General features: G+C 67.9%; 23 protein-coding genes. 17 read left to right on the top strand and 6 right to left on the bottom strand.

The features are described 5' to 3' along the window. Positions 1-28: 28 nt before the first annotated feature. The 5 genes from KHN96_RS02555 to KHN96_RS02535 all read right to left on the bottom strand — a co-directional run bounded on the left by KHN96_RS02555 (position 29) and on the right by KHN96_RS02535 (position 5,224). Positions 29-688 (bottom strand): carbonic anhydrase, encoded by a 660-nt coding sequence (locus KHN96_RS02555; protein WP_045219229.1) that lies wholly within the window; start codon positions 686-688, stop codon positions 29-31. 173 nt (positions 689-861) lie between these two features. Further along, on the bottom strand, positions 862-2,166 hold the full coding sequence (locus KHN96_RS02550; protein WP_062738618.1) for an MFS family transporter: 1,305 nt from the start codon (positions 2,164-2,166) through the stop codon (positions 862-864). 182 nt (positions 2,167-2,348) lie between these two features. Then, a complete protein-coding gene (locus KHN96_RS02545; RefSeq protein ID WP_062738619.1) occupies positions 2,349-3,590 on the bottom strand; it encodes an MFS transporter in 1,242 nt (413 codons plus the stop codon). 99 nt (positions 3,591-3,689) lie between these two features. Next, positions 3,690-4,514, bottom strand: coding sequence for a GntR family transcriptional regulator (locus tag KHN96_RS02540; protein WP_045219234.1), 825 nt, complete (start codon positions 4,512-4,514; stop codon positions 3,690-3,692). A 167-nt stretch (positions 4,515-4,681) separates the two neighbouring features. Beyond that, positions 4,682-5,224, bottom strand: coding sequence for a winged helix-turn-helix transcriptional regulator (locus tag KHN96_RS02535; protein ID WP_045219237.1), 543 nt, complete (start codon positions 5,222-5,224; stop codon positions 4,682-4,684). Positions 5,225-5,364: 140 nt separating this feature from the next. Here KHN96_RS02535 and KHN96_RS02530 point away from each other — a divergent pair, with 140 nt between their 5' ends. The 4 genes from KHN96_RS02530 to modA all read left to right on the top strand — a co-directional run bounded on the left by KHN96_RS02530 (position 5,365) and on the right by modA (position 8,413). Continuing rightward, positions 5,365-5,943, top strand: a complete 579-nt coding sequence (locus tag KHN96_RS02530) for a GNAT family N-acetyltransferase (RefSeq protein ID WP_045219239.1) — start codon at positions 5,365-5,367, stop codon at positions 5,941-5,943. A gap of 236 nt (positions 5,944-6,179) precedes the next feature. Then, the gene (locus tag KHN96_RS02525; RefSeq protein WP_045219241.1) at positions 6,180-6,614 is read left to right on the top strand and encodes a VOC family protein; all 435 of its coding nucleotides are present in this window, start codon (positions 6,180-6,182) and stop codon (positions 6,612-6,614) included. A 50-nt stretch (positions 6,615-6,664) separates the two neighbouring features. Then, positions 6,665-7,549, top strand: coding sequence for a LysR family transcriptional regulator (locus KHN96_RS02520; protein WP_062738621.1), 885 nt, complete (start codon positions 6,665-6,667; stop codon positions 7,547-7,549). Between the two features lie 90 nt (positions 7,550-7,639). Then, on the top strand, positions 7,640-8,413 hold the full coding sequence (gene modA / locus KHN96_RS02515) for a molybdate ABC transporter substrate-binding protein (protein WP_045219245.1): 774 nt from the start codon (positions 7,640-7,642) through the stop codon (positions 8,411-8,413). On the opposite strand, the gene KHN96_RS02510 is transcribed toward modA, so the two are convergent. Continuing rightward, a complete protein-coding gene (locus KHN96_RS02510; RefSeq protein ID WP_062738622.1) occupies positions 8,414-9,712 on the bottom strand; it encodes an MFS transporter in 1,299 nt (432 codons plus the stop codon). It lies immediately after the preceding gene. Positions 9,713-9,886: 174 nt separating this feature from the next. Between KHN96_RS02510 and KHN96_RS02505 the strand changes: the two genes are divergently transcribed. From KHN96_RS02505 to KHN96_RS02445, 13 genes are all read left to right on the top strand, one after another. Further along, entirely contained in the window at positions 9,887-10,531 is a 645-nt protein-coding gene (locus KHN96_RS02505; RefSeq protein ID WP_062738623.1) for a TetR/AcrR family transcriptional regulator, read from the top strand. 128 nt (positions 10,532-10,659) lie between these two features. Then, complete coding sequence (locus KHN96_RS02500; RefSeq protein ID WP_062738624.1) at positions 10,660-11,616, top strand: AAA family ATPase; 957 nt, start codon at positions 10,660-10,662, stop codon at positions 11,614-11,616. Positions 11,617-11,640: 24 nt separating this feature from the next. Beyond that, positions 11,641-12,705 (top strand): DUF58 domain-containing protein, encoded by a 1,065-nt coding sequence (locus tag KHN96_RS02495; protein WP_244855828.1) that lies wholly within the window; start codon positions 11,641-11,643, stop codon positions 12,703-12,705. Continuing rightward, positions 12,702-14,729: a transglutaminase TgpA family protein gene (locus KHN96_RS02490; RefSeq protein WP_062738626.1), complete on the top strand. Its 2,028-nt coding sequence runs from the start codon at positions 12,702-12,704 to the stop codon at positions 14,727-14,729. The genes KHN96_RS02495 and KHN96_RS02490 overlap by 4 nt, the downstream gene beginning before the upstream one ends. A gap of 212 nt (positions 14,730-14,941) precedes the next feature. Beyond that, positions 14,942-16,369 (top strand): PAS domain-containing sensor histidine kinase, encoded by a 1,428-nt coding sequence (locus tag KHN96_RS02485; RefSeq protein ID WP_062738627.1) that lies wholly within the window; start codon positions 14,942-14,944, stop codon positions 16,367-16,369. A 13-nt stretch (positions 16,370-16,382) separates the two neighbouring features. Beyond that, positions 16,383-16,751, top strand: coding sequence for a response regulator (locus KHN96_RS02480; RefSeq protein WP_045219260.1), 369 nt, complete (start codon positions 16,383-16,385; stop codon positions 16,749-16,751). Next, positions 16,744-17,355 (top strand): chemotaxis protein CheC, encoded by a 612-nt coding sequence (locus tag KHN96_RS02475; protein WP_045219262.1) that lies wholly within the window; start codon positions 16,744-16,746, stop codon positions 17,353-17,355. The genes KHN96_RS02480 and KHN96_RS02475 overlap by 8 nt, the downstream gene beginning before the upstream one ends. A gap of 30 nt (positions 17,356-17,385) precedes the next feature. Beyond that, positions 17,386-18,834, top strand: a complete 1,449-nt coding sequence (gene nosR, locus KHN96_RS02470; protein WP_062738628.1) for a response regulator c-di-GMP phosphodiesterase, NosR family — start codon at positions 17,386-17,388, stop codon at positions 18,832-18,834. 23 nt (positions 18,835-18,857) lie between these two features. Continuing rightward, a complete protein-coding gene (locus tag KHN96_RS02465; RefSeq protein WP_062738629.1) occupies positions 18,858-19,988 on the top strand; it encodes a substrate-binding domain-containing protein in 1,131 nt (376 codons plus the stop codon). Beyond that, entirely contained in the window at positions 19,989-21,725 is a 1,737-nt protein-coding gene (locus tag KHN96_RS02460) for an ATP-binding protein (RefSeq protein WP_062738630.1), read from the top strand. Between the two features lie 395 nt (positions 21,726-22,120). Beyond that, complete coding sequence (locus KHN96_RS02455; protein ID WP_045219269.1) at positions 22,121-22,765, top strand: carbonic anhydrase; 645 nt, start codon at positions 22,121-22,123, stop codon at positions 22,763-22,765. Positions 22,766-22,888: 123 nt separating this feature from the next. Then, positions 22,889-24,451 (top strand): SulP family inorganic anion transporter, encoded by a 1,563-nt coding sequence (locus tag KHN96_RS02450; protein ID WP_062738631.1) that lies wholly within the window; start codon positions 22,889-22,891, stop codon positions 24,449-24,451. A 302-nt stretch (positions 24,452-24,753) separates the two neighbouring features. Then, positions 24,754-25,884, top strand: a complete 1,131-nt coding sequence (locus tag KHN96_RS02445) for a collagen-like triple helix repeat-containing protein (RefSeq protein WP_062738632.1) — start codon at positions 24,754-24,756, stop codon at positions 25,882-25,884. The last annotated feature ends 7 nt before the right edge of the window (positions 25,885-25,891 follow it).

The following is a 25,891-nucleotide window of genomic DNA, read 5'->3' as shown; positions in this document are numbered from 1 at the left end:
CGGTGCCCGAAGGGCCCGGTCATGGGCGTCAGCCTTGCCGCTGCCCGCGCGACGCGACGGCCACCGTGGCGGGCGAATCCGCCAGCGGCACAAAGCGGCGCGTCGCGCCATCCAGGGCGTCGATGCTGCCCCGCTCGATGTCGTACACCCAGCCATGCAGGTTCAGGCGACCCTGCTCGAGCGCGAGCGCAACCGACGGGTGCGTGCGCAGGTTGGCAAGCTGGGCGATCACGTTTTCGCGCACGAGGCCGTCCAGCTTGGCGCGGGGCGAGTCGAACGTGTGCGCCGCGTTGATGACCTTGGCCGCGTCGGCATGGCGCAGCCAGCTCGCCACGGCCGGCAGGTGGTCGAGGCACGTGCAGCGCGAGATAGCGCCCATTGCGCCGCAATCGGAGTGGCCGCAGATCACGATGTCCTGCACGCCCAGCACCGCCACCGCATATTCCACTGTCGCCGATACGCCGCCCGGCTCAGGGCCATACGAAGGGACGATGTTGCCCGCGTTGCGGATGACGAACAGCTCGCCGGGTTCGCGCTGTGTCAGCAGCTCCGGAACGACGCGGCTGTCCGAGCACGTCACGAACAGCGCCTTGGGGTTCTGTGAGGTCGCAAGTTGTTTGAAAAGCTCTACCCGTTGCGGATAGACCTCGCGTTGAAAGCGCAGAAAACCGTCAATGATGTCGCGCATGGTGAATTCTCCTTGTTGCAATGTCGGCGCAGCGACGATGTTCAGCGTTGTCGCGGCGCCGCGCGGTCGCCATTATCGCGGACAACGGCGTCATCCGGGCCGTTGCCTGTCGGGCAGGCGGCCATCAGACGTTGCGCGGCCCGGCGCAGCGGCGGCCGGCCGCGCTTTGCCGCTCACGGCTCGTGCCGCAGATACCCTTCCTTGCTCGGATCGGGCATCCAGTACGTCACGACGAGCGACACCGCGCACAGCGCCGTCACATACCAGTAGAACGTCGATTCGGTACCCGCCTGCTTGAACCACAGCGCGACGTACTCGGCCGAGCCGCCAAACACGGCATTGGCGATGGCATACGACAGACCCACGCCCATCGCACGCACTTCCGGCGGGAACATCTCGGCCTTGATCAGGCCGCTGATCGACGTGTAGAAGCTCACGATGGCGAGCGCCAGCGTGACGAGGCCGAAGGCCTCCACCGGGCTCGACACCGTGGCCAATGCCTTCATGAGCGGCACCGTGCCGAGCACGGACAACACGCCGAAGCACAGCATGGAGTTGCGGCGGCCGATGCGGTCGGACAGCGCGCCAAATGCGGGCTGCAGCAGCATGTAGACGAACAGCGCACCGGTCATCACGTTGGAGGCCGTCTTGGCTTCCATGTGCGCCGTGTTGACGAGGTACTTCTGCATGTACGTCGTGAACGTATAGAAGATCAGCGAGCCGCCGGCGGTAAAGCCGATCACCCGCAGGAATGCGCCCTTGTGCTGCCACGCGCCGCGGATCGTGCCGGCGTGCTCGGCCTTGCGCGCTTCGGTGGTCTGCGTTTCATGCAGCGAGCGGCGCAGGTACAGCGCAATCAGCGCCGTCAGCGCACCCACCACGAACGGGATGCGCCAGCCCCAGGCCTTGAGCTCGGCCGTGGTCAGCAGCTGCTGCAGGATGACGAGCACGAGCACCGCGCACAGCTGGCCGCCGATCAGCGTGACGTACTGGAACGATGCAAAGAAGCCGCGCCGGCCCTTGAGCGCGACTTCGCTCATGTAGGTGGCGCTGGCGCCGTATTCTCCGCCGACCGACAGCCCCTGGAACAGCCGCGCCACGAGCAGCAGCAGCGGCGCCAGCGCACCGATCTGCGCGTAGGTGGGCAGCACTGCAATGAGCAGCGAGCCACCGCACATCATCAGCACCGAGATCATCATCGCGGTGCGTCGGCCGTGCTTGTCGGCAATGCGGCCGAACAGCCAGCCGCCGATCGGACGCATCAGGAAGCCCGCCGCGAACACGCCGGCGGTGTTCAGCAACTGCGTCGTGCGGTCGCCGCTGGGGAAGAACGCCGGCGCGAAGTACAGCGAACAGAACGCGTAGATGTAGAAGTCGAACCATTCGACGAGGTTGCCCGACGATGCACCGACGATGGCAAAGATGCGGCGGCGCGTGTCGTGCGGGTCGACCGCGTGCGGTGTGGCAGTGGTGTCCATGGGAGCGTCTCAGTGCGGATTGTTCTGATGGGCAGCGTAAGCTGATCCTCAGAATTGTAGCGACATGTCGCGCGTTGCCGCGCTCCGGAATCGCCCCGGCGGAAGCGATGCGGTGTTGCCAGGCCCGCAAGTGCGACGCAGAAACGGGTACGGCCGCCGGTGTGCGGCCGCACCGTTCCGACTCAACGCGGCCCTTGCCGCGCGTTGAACACCACGCGCAGTCCGAACGCCACCAGTGCCGACACCGTGCAGAACGCCATGAGGCCCGTCCAGCGGCCCGCATTCCACGCGAGGCTGGCGCCATACGCCCCCACCGACATGCCGATGAACAGCATCGTCATGAACACCGCGTTGACGCGGCTGCGCGCTTCGGGCGCGAGTGCGTAGATGATCGTCTGGTGCGAGACGAGTGCGGCCTGCACGCCCACATCAAAGATGAGCGTGCCGATCACGATGGCGACGAGCGCGTGCGGAAACAGCGCCATCGCCGCGAACGTGATCGCCATCAGCAGGGCGCCGCCCGCTGCGATGTGACCCGGCGCGACACGGCCCGAGAGCCGCCCGGCGATGCTCGCGCCGAGTGCGCCGGCAGCGCCTGCGAGGCCGAGCAGGCCGGCTTGCCCCGTCGACAGCCCGAGCGAACTTGTCAGGTGCAGCGCCACCGTCGACCAGAAGCCCGAGAACGCAATGCCGATGAACGCCTGCGTGATGGCCGACGCGCGCAGCCGCGGATGCTGCATGAACAGCGTGCCGAGCGAGCGCAGCAGCGTGAGGTAGGGCTGCCCCGCAGTCGCGGGGGAGGGCGCCCCGCCAAAGTGTGCGGCGCGCACAGCAATGGCCAGCCCGACAATCGCCACGGCGGACACGCCAAACGCGGCGCGCCACCCGAAGTGGTCGGCCACGATGCCGCTGAATACGCGCGAGCCGACGATGCCGATCAACAGCCCCGTCATCACCGTGCCGATGTTGCGATTGCGGTTCTGGTCGGTGCTGATGGCGGCGGCGCTGGGCACGAAGTCCTGCGCGATGGTGGCCGACAGCCCGACCGCAAAACCCGCCGCGGCCAGCAGCGGCATGTTCGGCGCGAGGCAGCTGCCGATGAGCGCGAGCGTGAGCAGCACCGCCTTCCACAGGATGACGAGGCGACGGTCGTACCGATCGCCGAGCGGGCCGAAGAAAAAGATGCCGCTGGCATAACCGGCCGCGGTGAGCGTCGGCAACACGCCCAGCGCGTGCGGCGTGATGGCGAGATCGCGGCTGATGAGTCCGAGCAGCGGGTGGTTCAGGTAGATGCACGCGACGCTGATGCCCGCACCGGCGGTGAGCAGGCGGATCAGCCCTTGCGTGTCGGGCGTGGTCGGGGTGGTGGAATTCGAGGCCGAAGCCGGAGCAGCAGGCGTTGGGGACGCTGGCGAGGTCGACATGGGAACCTCATGGAGGAATTGCTGCGTTGCAGCGAAGTGCCGATGCTAGCAACTTTCCGCGCGCCGTGCAGGCGGCCAATAACCCCGCCGGCCGTGGTGTCAGCGTCGCGTGCGGGCTGGGGTGGGCGCTTCTTCGACGTCTTCGCTGTGGCCGCCTTGGACATCGTGTCCGGCGTTGTCGATCCACAGGCGGGCGCGGTCTTCGCCCACGCGCGAGAGCTCCATGCGGTATTCGTAGCGGTCGGGCCGGTAGAGGCCCTGCAGCAGCTGGACGGGACGGCCGCTCATTTCGCGCACGATGCGCTGCACCGAGAGCAGCGGCGCGCCGACCGCCACATCCAGGTATTGCGCGGTCGCCACGTCGGCCAGCCGTGCCGACACCACTTGCGATGCGCGGTCGATGCGCACGCCCGAGCCCTCGATCAGCCGCAGCAGCGATTGGTTGGCCAGGCGGTCCAGCGTGAGCTTGCTCGTCACGTCCAGCGGCAGCCACGTGGTGATGAGCGCCATGGGCGTATCTTCCAGATGGCGCACGCGCACCAGTTTCTTGATCGGGGTGCCGGGCGCGACTTCGAGGCACTTGGCCTCGTCGGGCGGGGCCTGCACGTCTTCGAATTCCACGACGACGGCCGAGGTGCGCTCGCCCACGTCGATGATGTTCTGCAGCAGCGTCTGGTTGCCGCCGCCGACCGCTACCGGATCATCGGGTTTGACGACGAACGTGCCCATGCCGCGATGGCGGCGCACGAGACCTTCCTTGACGAGGTAGTCGAACACGCGCCGCATGGTGACGCGCGACGCCCCGAACTGGCGGGCCAGCTCGATCTCGCCGGGCATCGGACCCTCCCCGAACTTGCCTTCGAGAATCTGCTGACGCAGGACGACGTAGATCTGGTGGTAGAGCGGTACCACGGCATCAGGCATGGCAGGCGTGGGTCCGGGCGTGAGCGGCGAGGTCGGGGGTCGGGAAGGGCCGCCAACGGGCGGTGGCCGGGCACGGGGCGTTGCACATGAAAAGGCCGGCCGAAAGCCGCCATTCCCCCGTTCATCCGCGACGATAGGGGGTTTTCATGAACGTGTAAAGTTGTGCATTACCCGTCCACTTGCGGCTTGTTGTCGTCATCTGCAGCGCAATTGCTGCCATGACGATAACGCGGGTTGCGCTCGCGCATGGAATTCTGCGGCGCCACCGGTTGGCCCAGCGCGTTGACCAGCGCAACATGGATCGGGGTGCCGCTTTCGCGGTCGCGCAACAGCATCGGGCCTTCGCCGTCGGGCGTGAGGTAGCGGTCGCCCCATTGCATCAGCGCCACGATGGCGGGCAGCAGGTCGACGCCCGCCCGCGTGAGGCGATACGCGTCGCGCACCCGGTCGCCCGGTTCCTGATACGGGACACGGCGCAGGATGCCGTGCGCCACCAGCGCCTTCAGGCGCGACGACAGGATCGCCGACGAGCACCCCGTGCGGCGCAGAAACTCATCGAACCGCGTCACGCCCGAAAACGCCTCGCGCAGCACGAGCAGCGTCCATTTTTCGCCCACGATCGATACGGCGGCCGCGATCGAGCATGGCTCGTCCATCGACGTAACGAGCTCGGGGGCCGGCGGAACGGGTAGAGGCTCGGGGATCTTCATATCAGACAGGATAGTCCACTAACTTTATTTGCAAAAGCCAGGGTTTCTGCTAAGCTGGATTCAAATTGAAAAGTCAGGCGGTGATCCCGTGCTGGCGGTCCAGACAAGATCAACCAGATCCATCGCGTGAGGAGATCCCCATGCTGTACACCATCCATCGTTATCCCGCTGAATGGATCGACCGCTGGACCATGCACGACGGCTCCATCGCCACCGTGCGCCCGATTCTGCCGCAAGACGCGCCGCTGGAGGCAGCGCTGGTGGAAGGGCTGTCTTCCGAATCGCGCTATGCGCGATTCCTCGTCGGGGGCGGCCGGTTGAGCGACGAGATGCTCGCGGCCTACACGCAGATCGATTACGTCAACCACATGGCGCTGGTGGTGAGCGTGGCGCGCCCCGACGGCACGGGCGAAGACCTCATCGCCGATGGCCGCTTCGTGATGGAAGACGGTGCGGCCGAGTTCGCCATGCTGGTGGCCGACGCGTGGCAGGGCAAGGGTGTGGGCCGCCGCCTGTTTGCCACGCTGGTGCGTGCGGCCCGCGTGGCCGGCGCACGCGAGATCTTTGGCGAGGTGCTTTCCACCAACCGCCGCATGATCGGCCTGGCGCGCGATGCGGGCTTTCGCATCAGCAACGTGCCCGGCGACGCCACCGTTTGCATGGTCCGCCTGCCGCTGGCCAATGCCGCCGCAGCCATGACGCCGTTCGTGTTCGCCTGATCGCGCTTCGTTTTCGCGCGCCTGCCGTGCCTGCAGGCGCGCTCACCGTGTGTCTCTTTCGCCGCCGTTGGGCGGCTTCTTTTTGGTCGAACAATCGGAATATGCGGGGCTCAGTCCAAAAAAACATCGCTTTTTTTGGATGAATGGATGCGCATAGACTCACTGCGTGGCCTGGTGCGTGGGTGGCCCCCCCGTACCGGTGCCACCTGATCCAACTCTGCGGCCTGCCCTTCACCATGAGCGACGTGACACCTGTGCTTGCCCCGTTCCACCTGGCCTTTCCCGTGCACGACATCGCCGCCGCGCGCGCCTTCTACGGCGGCATCCTCGGCTGCCCGGAAGGCCGCAGCGCGCCGGACTGGGTGGATTTCAACTTCTACGGCCACCAGATCGTGGCGCACCTGGCGCCCGACGAAGTCGGCCACCGCAAGACCAGCGCCGTCGACGGCGACAACGTGCCCGTGCGCCACTTCGGCGTGGTGCTGTCCATGCCCGAGTGGGAAGCCGCCGCCGACAAGCTGCGCGCTGCCGGCATCGAGTTCATCATCGAGCCGCACATCCGCTTCAAGGGCGAGGTGGGCGAGCAGGCCACGATGTTCTTCCTGGACCCGTCGGGCAACGCGCTGGAGATCAAGGCGTTTGCCAACATGGCCTCGCTGTTTGCCAGGTAGGACGGTGCGGCGCGCGTATCCTTGCGTCTCTGCCCTGATCCGCGCGCCTCATGCTTCGAGAACTCAAGACCTTCATTGCCGTCGCCCGGCACGGCACGTTTGCGGGCGCCGGCGAGCGCATCGGGCTCACGCAGTCGGCGGTGAGCGCGCAGATCCAGCGGCTCGAAGCCTCGCTCGGCTTTTCGTTGTTCGACCGCACGGGCCGCTCGGCCACGCTCAATGCGGCCGGACGCGATGCGCTGGCGCTGGCCGAGCACATCGTCACGCTGTATGAGCGGCTGGGCGACCAGGCCGGCGGCAACGAGCAGCGCGGCCTCGTGCGTGTCGGGGCCATTGCCTCGGTGCACACGTCGTTCCTGGTCGATGCGCTGGTGCAGTTCCGCGCGGAATTCCCGCATTGCCGCGCGCGCGTGCTGCCCGGTGTCTCGCTCGACCTGCTCGGCCTGGTCGACGCTGGCGAGATCGACCTGGCCGTGCTCATCCGCCCGCCGTTTGCGGTGCCGGCCGACCTCGAATGGCGCACGCTGGTGGCCGAGCCGTTCGTGCTGCTGGTGCCCGCCAGCCTGTCCGGCGATGACTGGCGTGTCTTGCTCGAGCATCAGCCGTTCATCCGCTACGACCGCCGCTCGTTCGGCGGGCGCCGCGTCGACCAGTTCCTGCGCGACCGGCGCATCACCCCGCACGACGTGATCGAACTCGACGAGCTGCACGGCATGACGCAGCTCGTGGCGCGCGGGCAGGGCGTGGCTTTGGCGCCGCAGACCGCCGCGCAAGACGGTTGGCCGCCCGGCGTGCGCGCCATCGCGCTGGGCGATGACACGTTCTACCGCGAGATCGGCCTGATCGAACGCCCGCGTCACAGCCGCCAGCCGATTGCGGGGCGTCTTGCCGATTGCATCGACGAAGCGGCCCGAACCGCCATGGCCAGCGCGTGATGCCCGGCATTCCGCCAGGCTGCGTTGACCGGTCGTTATATCGACTCGTATATTACGGGCGGTCTTTCCCTTTACGAAGGCGGTGTCCTCATGCAAGGTTTGATGCTTCGCGCGCGGCTGCGCACCCTGGGTCTGGTGGCGGCGCTCTCGGTGGGGGCCGCCGCGCCGGCCCATGCGGCAGACCTGGTCGTCTCGGCCGCGGCCAGCCTGACGAATGCCTTCAAGGCGATCGCGCAGCAGTACGAAGCGCAGCATCCGGACACCAAGGTCGTGCTCAACTTCGGCGCGTCGGACATGCTGATGCAGCAGATCGTGAAAGGCGCGCCCGCCGACGTGTTTGCCTCCGCCGATCAGGAGGCGATGAACAAGGCGGTGGCCGAGCACGTCATCCAGACCGATACACGCAGGGATTTTGTGGCCAACCAGCTCGTCCTGATCGTGCCCGCGGCCGGCACGGTGCCCGTGCATGCGCTGAAGGATCTGGTCCGGCCGGAGGTGAAGCGCGTGGCGATCGGCAACCCGGCATCGGTGCCGGTGGGCCGCTATGCCCGGCACGCCCTGGAAAACGCCAGGCTGTGGGAGCCGGTGCAGGCCAAGGCGGTGCTGGCGCAGAACGTGCGCCAGGCGCTCGACTATGTGGCGCGCGGCGAGGTCGAAGCCGGCCTGGTGTTCTCGACCGATGCGGCCATCGCCGCGGACAAGGTGAAGGTGGCGAGCCCCGTGCCGCTGAATGTGCCGCTCACGTACCCCATCGCCGTGACGTCGGGCACGAAGCAGCCGCAGCAGGCGGCCGACTTCGTGGCGTTCGTGCTGTCGCCGGCAGGCCAGGCTGTGCTGGCCCGGTACGGTTTCCTGAAACCCTGACTACGCGGTCGCCGGCTGGCTGGCGCCTTCGGCATCGCGCTTGGGCGTGCGGTGAATGCGCAGCACCAGGAAGGCACCCGCTACGCACAGCCCGCCCGAGATCATCGACGCCAGCGTGTAGTTGCCGAGCGACGCGCGCATCATGCCCGCACCCAGCGTGGCAAACGCCGCGCCCAACTGATGCCCCGCCACGATCCAGCCGAAGACGATGGGCGCTGCGGCCTTGCCGAACACGTCGTTGGTCAGGCGCACGGTCGGCGGCACGGTGGCGATCCAGTCCAGCCCGTAGAAGATGGCAAACACGGGCAGGCCGAAGAACTCGAAGCCGAACGCATACGGCAGGTAAATCAGCGACAGCCCGCGCAGGCCGTAGTACCAGAACAGCAGCACGCGGCTGTTGTAGCGGTCGGACAGCCAGCCCGAGAGCGTCGTCCCGACCAGGTCGAAGATGCCCATGGCAGCCAGCAGGCTCGCGCCCTTGACCTCGGTGAGGCCGTGATCGGCGCACATGGCGATGAAGTGCGTGCCGATATAGCCGTTGGTGCTCGCCCCGCAGATGAAGAAGCTCGCAAACAGCAGCCAGAAATCGCGGCGGCGCATGGCCTGCAGCAGCGTCTGCATGGCCAGGGTGATGGGGTTGGCGCGCGGGCCCTGGGCCGCTTCCGGCGCATCGGCGGGTTCGCCATACGTGCGCAGGCCCACGCTCTTGGGCGATTCCGGCAGCAGCAGCGCAACGATGGGCAGCAGCAGCGCGAGCGCGCCGGCCACGATCAGCACCACCGGGCGCCAGCCGTAGCGCTCCACCACCGCCGCCATCATCGGCAGGAACACGAGCTGCCCCGTGGCCGAGCTGGCCGTGAGGATGCCCATGGCCAGCCCGCGGTGCGTGGTGAACCAGCGGTTGACCACCGTTGCACCGAGCGTGATGGCCGCCACGCCCGTGCCGCCGCCCACCATCACGCCCCACAGCAGCACCATCTGCCAGGGCTCGTGCATCATCGCCGAGAGCGCCGTGCCCGACACCAGCACCGCCAGCGCACCGAGCACCGTCGGGCGGATGCCGAAATACTGCATCGACGCCGCCGCGAACGGGCCCGTCAATCCGTACAGCGCAATGCCGATCGAAATGGCCAGCGAGATGGTGCTGCGGCTCCAGCCGAACTCGTGCTCAAGCGGCAGCATCATCACGCTGGGCGTGGCCCGCGTGCCGGCTGCGCACAGCAGGATCAGGAAAACCACGGCCAGGGCGATCCAGCTGTAGTGGAAACGGGGGGCAACTAGGCGGGCGAGGCGTTGCATGGAAGGGGCATCCGATTCTTGTGGGGGTGGCAATATCTTATTCGTTACCGACCGGTAACAACGTGGTTGCGATAGTAGGTACCGATCGGTAACATGTCAAGCCGCATCGAATGTCACCGGCGCCGGCAGGGGAACAGGGTCTTTGTGCCCCGCCGCGCCCGCAGGAGCATCACCATGGCAGCACGTGGGCCACGCGCCCTTCCCAATATCGACCCCCCGAAGCCGCGCCGCATCAGCCGTGAGGACGCACACGCAAGCCTGCTCGAAGCCGCACGTCAGCTGTTTTACTACGAAGGCGTGCGGGCCGTGGGTGTGGAAGCGGTGGTGGAGAAGGCCGGCGTCAACAAGATGAGCCTGTACCGCCAGTTCAAGTCGAAGGACGACCTCGTCCTCGCCTATCTGGAGCGCAGCGACCAGAGCTTCTGGGGCTACTTCGACGCCAGCATGGCGAAGCATCCCGACGATGCGCGCGCGCAGTTGCTGCAGTTCTTCATCGACGTCTCGGAGCGGGCATCGAGGCCCGGCTATCGCGGCTGCCCGTTCGTGAACGTGGCGGCGGAGTTTCCCGACCCGTCGCACGCTGCGCGCCAGTTCGTCCAGCGCAACAAGGCGACGCTGCTGGCGCGCCTGCGCGATCGCGCACAGGCCGCCGGCGCCACCGACCCCGACGCGCTGGCGGACGACCTCGCCTTCCTCATTGAAGGCGCCTATACCGCCAGCCAGACCTTCGGCACCGATGCGCCGCGCCTGATCCGGAGCCTGCCGCGCACGGCACGCGTGTTGCTCGACGCGGCTATCCCCGCGCGCAAACCGGACTGATGTGGTAGCGCGCACGCAGCCCCGGCCTGTTCCGTTGCTGATGTGAGCAGGGCCGGACACCGGGCGCGCGGGTGTCGTGCGATACCGCTACACTCGCTGGCATTGTTGCTCCGGCCGCACCCGCCCCGATGACGCCCAACCAAGCTCCCCTCTCTACCATCCGCACGCCGCAAGCGGCGCAGTTGCCGGCCGCCCTGTTGCAGGCGCAGCGCTCGCTCGAGCGCATCGTGCTCGGCAAGCCGCTGCAGATCCGGCTGGCGCTGGCGTGCCTGCTGGCGCGCGGCCACCTGCTGCTCGAAGACCTGCCGGGCGTGGGCAAGACCACGCTGGCGCACGCGCTGGCGCGCACGCTCGGGCTGCAGTACCAACGTGTGCAGTTCACCAGCGACTTGCTGCCGGCCGACCTCATCGGCGTGTCGATCTACGTGAAAGAGAAGGGCGCTTTCGAATTCCACCCGGGCCCCCTCTTCGCGCAGGTGGTGCTGGCCGACGAGATCAACCGCGCGAGCCCCAAGGCGCAGAGCGCGCTCCTCGAAGCGATGGCCGAAGGGCAGGTCACGCATGACGGCGCAACGTATCCGCTGCCCGCCCCGTTCTTCGTCATTGCGACACAGAACCCGTTGAACCAGATCGGCACGCACCCGCTGCCCGAATCGCAGCTCGATCGTTTCACGATGCGGCTGTCGCTCGGGTATCCCGATCAAGCGTCCGAGCGGGCGCTGTACCTCGGCGGTGGCGCGCCGCAGGACATCGAGTCGGTGCTGACGGCCGCGCAGGTGGTGGCGCTGCAGGCTGCCGCCGACGCGGTGCACGTGGCGCCCGCGCTGGTCGACTACGTGCTGGCCCTCGTGAACGCCACGCGCACCGATGCGCAGGTGCAGATGGGCCTGTCGCCGCGTGCGGGGCTGGCGCTGCTGGCAGCGGCGCGCGCATGGGCGTTGATCGACGGCCGCGACGCCGTGCTGCCCGAAGACGTACAGGCCGTTTTCAAGGCCGTGGCGGCGCACCGGCTGCTGCCCACGGGCGGCACGTTGTCGGCCACGGCGCTGGCGCAGCGGCTGCTCGATACGGTGGCCATCCCTTAAGGGCGCGGCGCCATGGCGCGTTTCATGCCCGCGTTGTCTGCGCCGCTGCGTGTGCTGGGCGCGGGCTTGGCAAGGCTGCCCGGCATCCGCTTCGTGCGCGGGCGTGTGCAGCGCTTTCTGCAGCGGCCGCGCACGCCGCGAGAAGGCCGCATCCGGCTGGACCGCAATCACGTCTACATCCTGCCCACCGCAGCCGGTGCGGGCTTCGCGCTGCTGCTGATCGTGATGCTGCTGACCTCGCTCAACTACAACGTCAGCCTCGGTTTCCTGCTGACCTTCGTGCTGGCCGGCGTGGTGGCCGCGGCCATGTGGCAGACGCATCGCAACCTGGTCGACCTGGAAGTGCGCGGCGCGGCGGGTGATGCCGTGTTTGCCGGGCACGCCGTCAACGTGAGCGTGGCGCTGGCGAACGTCACGCCGTGGGCGCGTGTGGGCATCGATGTGGGCGCGCGCGACGCGGCGGCGGTGGAGATGTCGCTCGACGCGCAGGACGCGGTGGTCGCGGTGCTGTCGTTTGCCGCGCAGCCGCGCGGCTGGTTTGCGCTGCCGCGGCTGACGGTGTCGACGCGCTTTCCGCTGGGGCTGTTCCGCGCGTGGAGCTATGCCGACGCGCCGCTGACGTTGCTCGTGTACCCCGAGCCGGAATCCTCGCCCCCACCGCTGCCCGCCAGCATGGCTCCCGACCCCGGCGAGGAAGATGACCTGCGCGCCGCCCGCAGCGCCCCCGAAGACGCCGCCGACCAGCTGCGCGCCTACCGCCCCGGCGACCCGCTGCGCAGCATTGCGTGGAAGCACAGTGCGCGGCTCGATACGTGGGTCAGCCGCACCGGGCAGCAGGTGCGCCGCGCCCAGTGCGTGCTGGCGTGGGATGCCTTGCCGCCGTGGATGAGCGTGGAGCAGCGCCTCTCGCGCCTGTGTGCCTGGGTACTGGCTGCCGAGCACGCGCCGGCTGCCGAGGCGCCCGACTACACCCTGAACCTGCCGGGCCTGTCGATCGGCCCCGCACGCGGGTCTGCGCATCGCGATGCGTGCCTGCAAGCCCTGGCCATGTGGGGCAGGCCTGCCATGCCCGAGGCGGCCTCCGCATGAGCCTGCCTTCGGAGACCCCCGTGTTCGGCCCGGCCCGCGCGCTCACGCACCGCGAGCACGGCTGGCTCATCGCGCAGCTGGCCGTGGTGCTGGCGCCGCTGCTGCGGGCGCTGCCGCTCGTCACCTGTGCCGTGTTTGGCGTGCTGCTGCTCTGGCGCACGCTGCTGTGGGTGCGCCGTGCGCCGTTGCCGGGCAAGTGGGTGCTCGGGCTGACCGGCGTGGCGACACTGCTCGTGACGCTGGTGCTGGCCATGCGCACGGGCGGCAATATCGGGCGCGACCTGTCGGTGGCGCTGCTCGGCGCGTTCCTCGTGCTCAAGCTGATGGAGTCGCACACGGTGCGCAATGGCGTTCTGGTCACGCAGCTGTGCTGCTTCCTGCTGCTCTCGCAAGTGCTGTTTGACCAGCCGCCATGGCTGGCCGCCAGCATGCTGGCCACCGTGGCACTGCTGCTGCGCAACTGGCTGGTGTTGCTGCATCCGCAGGCGCGCACGCGCGTGTCGCCCGCGCGCGTGTTGACGCGCCTGGTACTGATGGGTTTGCCGTGCGCGGCCGTACTCTTCTTGCTGTTCCCGCGCCTGGATCACCCGCTGTGGCGCCTGCCGCAAGCCGCCGACACCGCCACCAGCGGCCTGTCTGACCGCATGGCGCCGGGCTCGGTCGGCCAGCTGATCCTGTCGGATGACCTCGCCTTCCGCGCCGACTTTGCCGGCGCGCCGCCGCCGCCCGACACGCTCTACTGGCGCGGCCTGGTGCTGTGGCGTTTCGACGGCCAGGCGTGGACGGCCGCCTCGATGCGGCAGCGTCCCGCGCCCGAAGGCGTACCCGATTCTGCGGACGCTGCCGGCAGCGCAGCGGACTTGGTCGACTACAACATCACGCTCGAGCCGACACGCCAGCGCTGGCTCTTTGCGCTCGACCGCGGTGTGTCCATCGACGCGCGCGACGGCATCCGCCGCAGCCTCGACGGCGAATTCGTCAGCACCCAGGTGTTCGACCAGCGCATGCGCTATCACGCGCGCTCGCGTTTGCCCGGCCGCCGTGGCGCGGACGATGCCGGGCCGCTCGATCCGCTTACGCGGCAGTTGGCGCTGGCACTGCCGCCGGGCAACCCGCAGGCGCGTGCGCTCGCCGCGCAATGGGCTGGCCTGCCGCCTGCCGAGCGCATCTCGGCCGCGTTGAAGCTGTTTGGCCGCGCGCCGTTTGCCTACACGCTCGAGCCCGAACCGCTGCAGGATCCGCAGATCGACGACTTCCTCTTCCGCACGCGCCGCGGCTTCTGCGAGCACTACGCCGGCAGCTTCGTCTTCCTGATGCGTGCGGCGGGCATGCCGGCGCGCGTGGTGGTCGGCTACCTGGGGGGCGAGGTGAATGTCGTGAGCGGCGACATCATCGTGCGCCAGTCCGATGCGCACGCCTGGGCCGAGGTCTGGCTGGACGGGCGCGGCTGGGTGCGCGTGGACCCGACCGCCGCCGTCGCGCCGCAGCGGGTGGAACGGGGGCTTGCGGCAGCCGTGCCCGCCAGCGAATTCCGCTCGCGCCGCGCGCAAGAGCCCGCGTGGCTGCGCAACGTGCGCTGGGGGCTGGATGGCCTGGTCAGCGGGTGGAACCGCTGGGTGCTCGGCTATGACCGCAGCCGCCAGGCGCGTCTGTTCGCGTGGCTGGGGCTGGATGCGGCAGACCCGCGCGCCGTGCTGTGGGGCGTGTCGGGCCTCGTGCTGTTGGCCGCGCTGCCGCTGTTGTGGCAGCCGCGCAAGCCGAAGCCCGATCCGGTGCAGGCGCAGTGGCAGCGCCTGTGCGACAGGCTGGCGCGGCATGGCTGCCCGCGCGCACCGGCAGAAGGCCCGATGGCCTATGCCGAACGCGCCGCCGTGCACTTCCCCCAGGCCGCGCAGGCCATCCGCGAGGCCGCCGCCGGCTACGTCGCGCTGCGCTATGGCCGCGACGCTGCTGATCCGCAGGCACGGGCGCGCCAATTCGCACAGTGGCGGCAGCTTCTGGCGCAATTGCATCTGCGCAGCTGAAACCGGCCGAGAAAAAGCGTGTAATCCCGCACATTATTCATGGCGCCGCGGCCGATGTTCATGTGTCTTCACTCTGATCTTCCGATAATCACGCGCGATTAGGGATTTGTCCTTATCTGCCTGAGCAAAACTCTGTCGATAAGCAGGGTAAGAGCGGGTTATGCGATGTGACCCGACATCAACCGCATGCATTTGCAGACCGGCGCCCAGGCATGGCAGACATCACCCCATCCCAACTCTCCGACGCCATTGCGCAACTGGTGAGTTGCGGCGTGTTCTCGGTGGATCGGCACATGCGGATCCTGTCGTGGAACCGTTTCATGCAGTATCACAGCGGGCGTTCGGCCGACGAGGTGCTCGGCCAGGATATGTTCGCCCTGTTTCCCGAGCTGCCCGAAAAATGGCTGCGCAAGAAAATCGAGAGCGTTTTTGTATTGGGCGTCTCGGCATATACATCGTGGGAGCACCGGCCTTATCTGTTCCGTTTTCGGCATACCCGGCCCATTACCGACACGATCGAATGGATGCAGCAGAACTGCAGTTTCATTCCGATTGAGGATGAGCACGGCGTGGTGATTGCCGTCGGCATTACGCTGCTCGACGCGACCGATGTCTGCCTGGCCTATGGCGAGCTGAAAAAGCGCGAAAAGATCGTGACCGATGCGCTGCAGGAGCTGACCGTGCGCAACGCGCAGCTCTCGGCATTGAACGAAGAGCTGGCCCAGGCGCACCAGCAGTTGCTGCAATCGGAGAAGCTCGCCGCCATCGGGCAGTTGGCGGCCGGCATTGCGCATGAGATCAATAACCCCGTGGGCTTCGTGCTGTCGAATCTGAACAGCCTGCAACGCTACATGGGCACGCTGCTCGACTATGCGCGCGGCATGGAGCAACTGATCACGCAGGCGGCGCCTTCGCTGGACCCGCAGCTCGCCGCGCTCGCCCAGGCCGCCGATATCGACTACCTCACCGAAGACGCCCCGGCGCTCGTCGCAGAATCGAAAGAGGGCCTGGCCCGCGTGCGCGACATCGTGGTGGACCTGCGCGACTTCTCGCGCGTGGACAGCAAGCACCAGTGGGAACAGGTCGACATCCACCGCTGCATCGAATCCACGCTGAACATCGTCCACAATGAAATCAAGTACCAGGCCGATCTCGTGCGCGAGTACAGCACACTGCCACCCGTGATGTGCATCCCGTCGCAAATCAACCAGGTGGTGCTGAACCTGGTGGTGAACGCGGCGCAGGCGTACGCCAAGAAAGCCGAGTCTGGTGGCCAGCGTGGGGTGATCGCGGTGCGCACCGGGTGCGATGCGCCCGGCCCTGGCGAGGCGGATGCCAAGGCGTCGGTCTGGTTGGAGGTGGCCGATGCCGGTTGCGGTATTCCGCCCGAGAACCTCAAGCGCATCTTCGATCCGTTCTTCACCACCAAGCCGGTCGGCAAGGGCACGGGGCTCGGATTGTCGGTCACCTACGGCATCGTGCAGGCGCATGGCGGACGCATCGATGTATCGAGCACGGTCGGCAAGGGCACGACCTTTCGCGTGACGCTGCCCGTGGGCGGCCCCGCGCCCGCCCTCGCCTCAGAACCCGCGCCGGCCGTCAAGGCGGCGGCCCCCCTGAACCCCACGTCTTACGCCTGAAGGGAGACACACCATGGCGCTACCCGTGCTCGTTGCCGACGACTCGTCGCTGGCACGCAAGCTTCTGATCAACGCCTTGCCCGAGGACTGGGACGTCGAAGTCTCGCAGGCTTCCAACGGCGTGCAGGCGCTGGAGCTGTTCCGGGCGGGCAAGGGCACCGTCGTCTTTCTCGATCTCACCATGCCCGACATGGACGGCTTCCAGGTGCTCGAACACATTCGCCGGGCCGCCGCCGATGCCTTTGTGATCGTGGTGTCGGCTGACATCCAGTCCGGCGCGGTGGAGCGCGTCAAGGAACTCGGTGCCATCGGGTTCATACCGAAGCCGGTCTCGGCCGAGCGGATTGTTCCGATCCTGCGGGGGTATGGGCTCTATGCATGACCTGACGCTCAACGAAGAGCAGCGCGACGCGCTGCAGGAGATCGCCAACATCGGCATGGGCAAGGCCGGCGCTGCACTGGCCGAACTGCTGGGGGCGTTCGTGACGCTGTCGGTGCCGGGCATCAAGCTCGTCGACGCCGCACAGCTGCAGGCCAACCTGCTGGCCTGCGACATGGCAGGCGATGCGCCGTCGCCGGTGCGGCAGGCGTTCCAGTCGGACATTTCCGGCGAAGCCATCGTGCTCTTCGGCAAGGACGGCCGCGAAGAGCTCGAAGAACTGATGGGCTACGACGATGCCGACCTCCACGGCCAGAGCGAGGCGCTGTCCGACATTGCCAACCTGCTGGTGGGCGCGTGCGTGCGCAGCGTGTTCGAGCAGCTGGGGCGCAACCTGTCGTTCTCGCGCCCGAGCTTCGTGCCCGCGACCGCGTTGCAACAGGCCTTGTCGGGCGAACAGTTCCGTCGCTGGGACGTCGCGCTGCTGCTGGAGGTGCGCTTCACACTCGAGCGCGGCGGCTTTGTGGCGCAGCTCGTCATGCTGCTGCCCGAAACGGCCATCCGCACCATGAAGCGCGCGCTCGAGCAGTTTCTGCAGGCGCTCTGAACGCGCTTTGAACTCACAGAGGACCGGGCCATGCTCGCCTACGAAGAAGACACTGCACAAACCACCACGCCCGGTACCGCTCCCGGGCCGGCAGAGACGGCCCAGCCCGTGCCTGCAACGTCGGGCGCCGCCTCGGCTGCCGCCACACCGCTGATCCTGCTCGTCGACGACGAGGCGGGCGTGCTCGCATCGTTGCGTCGGCTGCTGCGGCCGACTGGCTACCGCGTGATCACGGCGGAGAGCGGGGCGGCTGGGCTCGAGATGCTGGCTGTATATCCGGTGGACCTGATCGTCTCGGACATGCGCATGCCCGGCATGAGCGGCGCCGAGTTTCTGGCCTGCGCGCGCGAGCGGTATCCCGACGTGATGCGCATCCTGCTGACCGGCTATTCCGAGATCGATTCGGCCGTGCGCGCCATCAACGAGGGCGGGGTCTACCGCTACCTCAACAAGCCGTGGGACGACCAGGATCTGCTGCTCACCGTGCGGCACGCGGTCGAGCAGCGCACGCTCGCGCGTGAAGCGCAACGCCTGAGCGACCTCACGCGCCAGCAGAACGACATGCTGCAGCGGCTCAACGCAGGCCTGGAGACCCAGGTGCAGGCGCGCACCGAAGAGATTCGTCAGACGGTGATGTTCCTGGAAGGCGCCCAGCGCGATCTGAAGACCAGCTTCACCAACATGGTTCAGGTGTGCGCCAGCATGATCGAGATGCGCTGCGGTGCCATGGCGCGCCAGTCGCTGCGGGTGGCCGATCTCGCGCGGCGCATCGCCATCGGGTGCGGGCTGACGGGGCTGCAGGTGCAGGACATCTTCCATGCCGGGCTGCTGCATGGCATCGGCAAGCTGTCGTTGCCCGATGTGCTGCTGAGCACGTCGCTCGACCGTCTGTCTGCGGAGCAGGCGCAGCAGTTCTACCAGCATCCGCTGCGGGCGCAGATGGTGCTCACGCCGGTGCCGCAGCTCGAGCAGGTGGCCCAGATCATCCGCCACCAGTACGAGCGTTTCAATGGCCGCGGCACGCCCGATCGCCTGGCAGGCCCGGCCATCCCCATCGGGGCGCGCATCGTGGCCGTGGCGCGCGATTTCGAGGGGCTGATGTCGGGCGAGATCGTCAAGCAGCGCACGTCGGCCGACCAGGCCATGGAGATGATCAAGGCGCAGTCCGGCCTGCGCTACGACCCCGATGTGGTGGTGCGCTTCGTTGCGGTGCTCAAGCAGCAGGGCGAAGTGATGCCCGTGCGCCAGATCACCTCGACGGAACTGCGCGAAGGCATGCGCCTGGCCGATGACCTGCTTACGCGCCGCGGGGTGCTGCTCATCACGCGCGACAGCGTGGTCAGTGCCCACCAGGTGCAGCAGATCAAGCATTTCGAAGCGCACGAAGACGTGCCGTTCGCCATCCTCGTCTACGCGGAAGCGGCACGCGCGTCGGGCGGCCCCGCGGCGACGGCGCCCGGCGCCCCGGACGCCGCTTGAACCTTCGCCTTTTGGGAGCGCCCATGGATTGGTGGACGGATGGCAGGCGCAGGCTGGCGGCTGCGTCATGTGCGTGTGGCCTGTTGAGCGCGCTCGCCCAAGGCGGGGCTGCACGGGCGGCCGAGGCGCTGCCCGACACGGTGCGCATGCAGCAGATCGTCGCGCGCGCCAGCGAACACGGCGCGCCTTGGGATGGTCCGGCGTCGGGCCCGCGCGCGCGGGCCGACATCACGCTTGCCATCGTGAGTGAAGACTTGCGTAACGGCGGCATCCTTGGCGTTGCCAAGGGCATCAAGGAAGCTGCGCGCGTGATCGGGTGGAAGGTGCACGTGTACGACGCAGGCGGTACGCCCGAGGGCCGGCGGCGCGCCGTGGCCTCCGCGCTGGCGCTGCAGCCCGGCGGCGTCGTGCTGGTAGGCGGCGATGCCGTCGAGATGCGCCCGGCGCTGGCCCCGTTCACGCAACGCGGCATCCCGGTGGTGGGCTGGCATGTGGCCGCCACCGCCGGGCCCATGGCCGATGGCCCTGTCGCGGTGAACGTATCGACCGACCCGCTCGCCGTCGCACGGCTCACCGCCATGGCAGCGGTGGCGGATTCCGCCGGCCACGCCAACGTGGTCATCTTTACCGATTCGAACTTCCAGATCGCCAAGGCCAAGGCCGCTGCCATGGCGGAGGTGATCCGCGCGTGCAGCGGCTGCCGGCTGCTGGCGCTGGAAGACGTGCCCATCTCGGGCAGCGCGCAAGCCATGCCTGGCGTCATGCGCCGTCTGCTGGAGCGGTACGGGCGGACGTGGACGTACGCGCTGGCCATCAACGACATCTACTTCGATTACGCCGGCGCCGAACTGACGCGGGCCGGCAGGTCCGAAGGGCTGCGCATGCTCTCTGCCGGCGACGGCAGCGCCGCGGCGTTCCTGCGCATCCAGGCCGGTGCCTTCCAGACCAGCACGGTGGCCGAGCCGCTGAACCTGCAGGGCTGGCAGCTGGTGGACGAGCTGAACCGGCTTCTGGCCGGTCAGCCGGTGAGCGGCTATGTGTCGCCGGTGCATCTTGTCACCGCGGGCAACATCGCGTTTGACGGTGGCCCGCTCGGGCAGTACGACCCCGACAGCGGGTATCGCGCCGTCTATCGGCGGATCTGGGGCCGCTGAATGCCAGGGGACGTCGCCGGTATCGCTCTCGTGCGCCTTCGTGTGCCGCTGCGCGGGGTGTGGCCGAGTTCGCTCGGTCGGCAGTTCGTGCTGGCCGTGGCCGTGCTGGCGCTGCTGATCTCGGCGGGCGGTTTTACCGCGGTGTATGCGCTGCGGACATCCGCGGAGGCGACACGGGCGCTGGCCAACGAACAGCTCACGCGACTGCGGCAGGCGCAGGAGCTCGTGCAGCGCACGCTGCTCATCGAGCGCGAATCGGCGCAGCTCGAGAAGACGGCCTCGGTGGAGGCGCTGCGCCGCCACTATGCGGAGATCCTGCAGAACCTGCAGGCGTTCGAACAGCTGTCCGAACATCTGGCCGCCGCCGATGACGACATTGAAGTGCTCGATCTGCACCAGTCGACCCAGCTGTTTCGCAATGCGGTCTACATCGTCGCGCAGTGGTGGGAAAGCGAGCTGCAGCGTGCGGGCGCTGGCGCCACGGCTTCTGCGGCAGCGTCGGCGCGCGCCCAGGCCGGGCGTCGATCTGCGGAGGCGCTGTACATGCAGGCCGGCGCCATGGTGCAGTCTGCGCAGCAGTTGTCGGCGCGGCATGCGCATGCGTTTCAGCAGGCCCTGGAGGCGCTGGCCGCCGTGTCGGAGCGCAACGAGCGCTGGGTGACCGCGCTGCTCGCCTGCAGCGTGGCGTTTGCCTGCCTTGCCGCGTACGCGCTGCTGGGACGTCGCGTGCTGCAGCGGCTGCTGCAGGTCAGCCGCAGCCTGCGCGATCAGCATGCCGACGGCGCTCCCGGGGCGGTGCCGGTCAGGGGCGACGACGAGATCGGCCAGATGGCGCGCGCCGTCGAGCAGTTCCAGCGTGACCGATGGCAGCTCGCGCTGGCGCACCAGGCGCTGCAGGCCGAGCGCGCACGCCAGGAGCAGTTGCTGCACGAGCTGGCGCAGGCACAGGGCCAGTTGCTGCAGTCGGAGAAGATGGCTTCGATCGGCCAACTGGCGGCCGGGGTGGCGCACGAGATCAACAACCCCGTCTCTTTCGTCAATGCCAACCTGGGCAGCCTGCAGCGCTACGTCGCAGCGCTGCTCGACACCGTCTCTGCGTATGAGTCGCACGAGGCGGAGTTGACGCCTGCCACACGCGCCACGCTGGCCGAGGTGCGGCAGCGGGCCGACCTGGACTACGTACGCGAAGACGTGCCGGCGCTGCTGGCCGAATCGCTGGATGGCCTGCAGCGCGTCAAGAGCATCGTGCACGGTCTCAAGGCGTTCTCGCATGTGGACGATGCGCAGCTGCAGCGCTGCAACCTCGAGACGTGCCTCGAGACCGCCGTCAAGATCGTCTGGAACGAGCTCAAGTACAAGGTGGACGTGGTGCGCGAGTACGGCGGGATTCCCGAGGTTGACTGCATGCCGTCGCAGCTGAGCCAGGTCTTCATGAACCTGCTCGTCAACGCCGGTCAGGCGATCCACGAGCATGGGCGCATCACGCTGCGCACGGGCCGCGACGCCGGCAGCGTCTGGGTCGAGGTGCAAGACACGGGCAGCGGCATCCGCCCCGAACACCTCAGCCGCATCTTCGACCCGTTCTTCACCACGAAGCCCGTGGGCCTCGGAACGGGGCTCGGTCTATCCATCTCCTACGGCATCGTGCGCAAGCATGGCGGCCACATCGAGGCTCGCAGCGAGGTTGGTCGCGGCACGTGCTTTCGCATGACCCTGCCGTTGCCCGCCGACGCCTGAGTTGCGCACAAGCTGTCGATCGGCTTAGAAAGCGCGCCCCAAATACGGGCAAAGCGGTGGCGTTGAAGGGTTCCGGTCATTCACTTGTGATGGAATATTTTCCAATCCCTGGTTTGAATATTCAGGATAGATAACTCGGCCATGCAATAACTGCACGCAGTTTCGCGCTTGCAGATAATCGTCGTGATTCGCTCTTGCAGATGTGTGCACATTATCAGTGCGTTCTCGCGCCGATATTGCATCGGGACCAGATTGGCACGGCGGGAACCTTTCTCGTACGATCGTTTCGTAGCTGTTTCGCTGCACTGCAACGTCAACGTAGAAGCCCTTCAGATCTGGGTTTACGGGTTTTTCAGCCTCGCAGCGGCCAAGCCGATTCCGCAGGAGTGTATTCAATGCATCGTCCGAAACGCATGCTCGTCGAGAATGTCGCGTGGGCGCACGAAACCGTCGCGCGCGATCCCGATTTCTTTTCACGGCTGGCACAAGGCCAGCAACCGCAAGTGTTATGGATCGGCTGTGCCGATAGCCGTGTCCCCGCTGAAACCATTACCCGTTCCAATCCGGGCGATTTATTCGTCCATCGGAATATCGCGAATCTCGTGTGTCCGGCCGACGACAACACGATGAGCGTGCTCGAATATGCCGTGCGCGTCCTGAAGGTTGCGCACGTGATCGTGTGCGGCCATGAGGGCTGCGGCGGCGTGCGCGCTTCCCTGCTGCCTCCGCCCGACGGGCTGCCGCATGTGGCGCGCCGCATCGGGCCGCTGTGCGCGCTGGCTGCCCGGCATCGCGGCGCGCTGTCGGCGGTGCCCGATCCGGACGATCGCGTGAACCGGCTCGCCGAACTCAACGTGCTCGAACAGGTGCGCTGCCTGCGCGAGAGCCCCATCGTGCGCGATGCCGACCCGCCGCCGCGCGTGCACGGCTGGATCTTCGGCCTCGCGGACGGGCGCATCCGCGTGCTGGCTTCGGGCGACCCCGATGCCGAACACGCGGCCCGCGGCGACATCCTGATGCCCGCCGAGGCCATCGCCTAGCCAGCGCGGCTGCCTTTGCGCGGCCGCATCTCCTGACGTTTTCTCCTCACGCATGCCGGCGCGGCGGTGCCACGCCCGCGGGCAGGCGTTCGCGCGTACGCATTTCCGACAACACCGATAGCCATGCAGACATCCACCTCACCGGCATTCTCCCCGCGCGACGTGCTCGCCGGGGTCATCGTGTTTTTCGTCGCCCTGCCGCTGTGCCTGGGCATTGCCAATGCTTCGGGCGTCGACCCGCTGGCGGGGCTCATCTCTGGCATGATCGGCGGCCTGGTCGTGGCGCTGCTCAGCGGCTCGCAACTGAGCGTGAGCGGTCCGGCGGCCGGGCTTGTGGTGATCGTGGTTGACGGCATCGCCAGGCTGGGCGGGTTCTCTACGTTTCTGGTGGCGGTGGGCCTGGCCGGCGCGCTGCAGTTTCTCTTCGGCACGCTGCGCGCCGGGCGCTTTGCCGCCTATGTGCCGTCTTCGGTCATCAAGGGCATGCTGGCGGCGATCGGACTGCTGCTCATCATCAAGCAGGTGCCGCTGGCGTTCGGGCTGGCGGAGGGGCCGGCTGCGGCGGGCCCGGGCATGCTCAGCACGCCGGTGGGCGCCGTGTCTGCCACGGCGACGCTGGTGGCGCTGCTTTCGGCCGCCGTGCTGATCGGCTGGGATACGCCGGCGCTGCGCCGCTTTGCACTCGTGCGGGCACTGCCGTCGCCGCTGGTGGTGGTGGCGCTCGGGATCGGCGTGACGGTGCTGCTCGATGCGGTGGCGCCGGGCATCGCGCCGTCGGGCGAGCAGCGGGTGAACCTGCCCGAACTGGCATCGTTCGGCGCGTTCCTGGATGCGATGGCGTCGCCGGCATTGGGCGCGCTCGGCAATCCAGACGTGTGGCGCGTGGCGGTGGCGCTGGCCATCGTGGCGAGCCTCGAAACGCTGCTGTGTCTCGAAGCCGTCGAGCAGCTCGATCCGAAGAAGCGCTGGGCGTCGCCTGACCGCGAACTCAAGGCGCAGGGCATCGGCAACCTGGTGGCCGGCGCGCTGGGCGGGCTGCCGATCACGTCTGTCATCGTGCGCAGTTCGGCCAACGTGCATGCCGGCGCGCAGAGCCGCTGGTCTGCCGTGGTGCACGGCGTGCTGTTGCTGGCGAGCGTGTTCGTGCTGACGGCCATCGTCAACCGCATTCCGCTGGCGTGCCTGGCCACCATCCTGATCTTCACGGGCTACAAATTGGCCAAGCCGTCCTTGTTCGCGTCGGTGGCGCGGCAGGGGGTCGACCGATTCGCCCCGTTCATTGCCACGGTCGTTGGCGTGCTGCTGACCGATCTGCTCGTCGGCATCCTCATCGGCATCGCGTTGAGCGTTGCGCTGGCGATCCGCGCCAACGTGCGCCGCACGATCGTCATGGCGCGCCACCAGGACCACTTCCTGCTGTCGTTTCGCAAGGACGTGTCGTTCATGGGCAAGGTGCCGCTCAAGCGCTATCTGGCGCAGGTGCCCAACGGCGCCACGCTCATCGTCGATGCCGCGCGCGCGGACTACATCGATGCCGATGTGCGCGAGCTGGTCGAGCGCTTCATCGAGGAGGCGCCGGCGCGCGGCATTGTCATCGAGCGCCACCATTTTGATCCGGCCATTCCGCCTCGCACTCCGGTTTTCCGGTTCCCGCGGCTGCCATTTGTGCGTCCGGCTGCCCGATAAGGCCGAATGGATTTAACCCAATCTGGGTAGTTTAGAGCCTGGCCTCCAAACATAATCGGCACACGATGCACCCGGAAAACACTGTTTCCTGTAGCTTGACCTCTACCGGCAGCGGGTGCATGTGCCGATGCCGCATCAGCAAAGGCTTTTCGGCGTTTGACAATGTTTGCAATCGCCCCGGGTCCAGTTAATAGACTCGGTTTGAACATGCCGCGTATTAATCGATGGCGGCATGCAGAAAAACACTTGGCAGGGCAGGGTCTCGCATTATTTCGAGCATGCATTTCAAACAGGAGGCGGACATGAACAAAATCCAACGAGGGACCTTGGTGTCGGCCCTTGTGGCCGGGTTGCTGGTGCTGGGCGGTTGCGCCAGTTCGGGCTCGGGCGACATGAGCGGCACCACGGACGGCGGCGGCAGCTCGGCCAATAACGGCGGTGGCGGTTCGGGGTCGAACGGCTCGGGCGGCACGGGCGGGACAGGCACCACCGCGTCCACCACACCCACCGGCACCATCGCCAACAAGAGCGGCGGCGTGCTGACAGCCACGGGCGATGCCGTCAGCAGCCTGGGCACCACCGTGGGCGGCACCAATGTGCCGAGCGCGTCGGCCCTGGGCAACGTCATCGACAAGGCCGGCAACACGGTGTCTGCGCTGGGCACGGGCGTGCAGTCCGGGCTGGGCAGCATCGGCACGAACCCGAACCCGATCGGCACCACGGTGTCGAGCACGGGCAACGTCGTCACGGAGGTCGGCAACACCGTCACGGCGACGGGTGGGCTGGTGAACAGCCTCGGCACGGGGCCGCTGCAGCCGCTGTCGCCGGTCACTTCGCCGGTGGGTGGCGCGGTGTCGCAGGTCGGCCAGGCGGTGGCCAAGGCGGGCGGCACGCTGGGCACGTCGCTGTCGACGGGGCCAGTGGAGCAGGTCACGCAGCAGTTGAGCTCGGCCGTGGTGCCGCTCACCTCGCAGGTGACCGACGCCACGCAGACGCTGGGCAACACCACGGGCCTGGGTGCGCCGGCCACCAACCTGCTGCAGACGGTGGGCGGCGGCGTGGCCAACGTCGGTACATCGCTCACGGCGACCAACGCGCCGGTGGTGTCGAACCTGGGGGGCGTGGTGACGGCCACGGGCAACACGGTGGCCGCCCTGGGCGGGCCGCTGTCGGGCGGCAGCACAACGGCCAGCCCGCTGGCGCCGATCACCGGTGCACTGGGCGGTGCCACGGGCGGCAGCAACCCGCTCGGGGCCGTGACCGGCGCGCTGGGCGGGACGACTCCCACCACCGGCGTCACCGCCCCCATCGGTTCGCTCGTGACGAGCGTCGGCTCGTCGGTCACGTCGACGGGGGCCACCACGCCGCTGTCACCCGTCACGGGTGCGGTGGGCGGTGCGTTGACCACCGTGGGCGGCGCGCTGTCGCGCTGAGCCGCAT

Origin of the sequence: Ralstonia mannitolilytica (assembly GCF_905397375.1) — a bacterium.
Lineage (GTDB): Bacteria > Pseudomonadota > Gammaproteobacteria > Burkholderiales > Burkholderiaceae > Ralstonia > Ralstonia mannitolilytica.
This window is presented reverse-complemented; position numbering and strand designations above follow the sequence as displayed.